The sequence below is a fragment of the Ochrobactrum sp. BTU2 genome (assembly GCF_024539785.1).
GTDB lineage: Bacteria > Pseudomonadota > Alphaproteobacteria > Rhizobiales > Rhizobiaceae > Brucella > Brucella anthropi.
This window is the reverse complement of the sequence record NZ_JAHWRG010000092.1, coordinates 1-752: the sequence shown is the minus strand read 5'-3', so window position 1 is coordinate 752 and position 752 is coordinate 1. Positions and strand designations below refer to the sequence as shown.

The following is a 752-nucleotide window of genomic DNA, read 5'->3' as shown; positions in this document are numbered from 1 at the left end:
CGGTTATGTCGCAAAATTTTTACTGTTTCTGCGTCCTGTCATGATCACAGCGTGTCATTGCGGGAGGTAAAGAGGAATGACGATCACTTTCAAAGGGTCTCATTTTCCCAAAAGTGTCATCCTTTTTGCGGTATTCTTCTATGTTCGTTATCCCGTTTCCTATCGTGACCTTCAGGAAATAATGGCCGAACGCGGCATAGAGATTGATCACGCAACATTCCACCGTTGGGTCGTTCGATACGCACCGCAGATTGCAGATCAAGCACAGAAGCGTAAGCGGCCAACGCTTGGCTCTTGGCGTGTTGATGAGACCTATATAAAGGTCAAAGGGAAATGGACCTATCTGTACAGAGCCGTTGATCGTGACGGCCAAACTTTGGAATTTATGCTCTCAGAGCGCCGAAATCTCGGTGCAGCAAGGCGCTTCTTTAAGAAAGCCATCGCAAGCAATGGTGTTCCGCACAAGGTCGTCATTGATAAAAGCGGAGCGAATCTGGCTGGTGCAAAGGCTGTAAACACGATCCTGAAAATCACGGGCACGGGCAAGATGATGGAAATCCTGCAGGTTAAATATCTCAACAACATCCTTGAGCAGGATCATCGCTTCATCGAGCGGATCACCAAACACATGTTAGGCTTCAAAGCCTTTGATTCAGCGTCTGCTACAATCGCTGGCATCGAAGTTGCTCATATGATCGGTAAGAAGCAATTCGCTAATGAAAATCGGTCGCCATTCGAGGTGTTTGCGGAGC

1 protein-coding gene is annotated in these 752 nt (G+C 47.7%); it reads left to right on the top strand.

Annotated features, from left to right (window positions below; genetic code table 11):
- Positions 1-76: 76 nt before the first annotated feature.
- Positions 77-752, top strand: a 676-nt coding sequence (locus KWJ32_RS28160) for an IS6 family transposase (RefSeq protein ID WP_151610748.1), incomplete at its 3' end; no start/stop codon positions are given.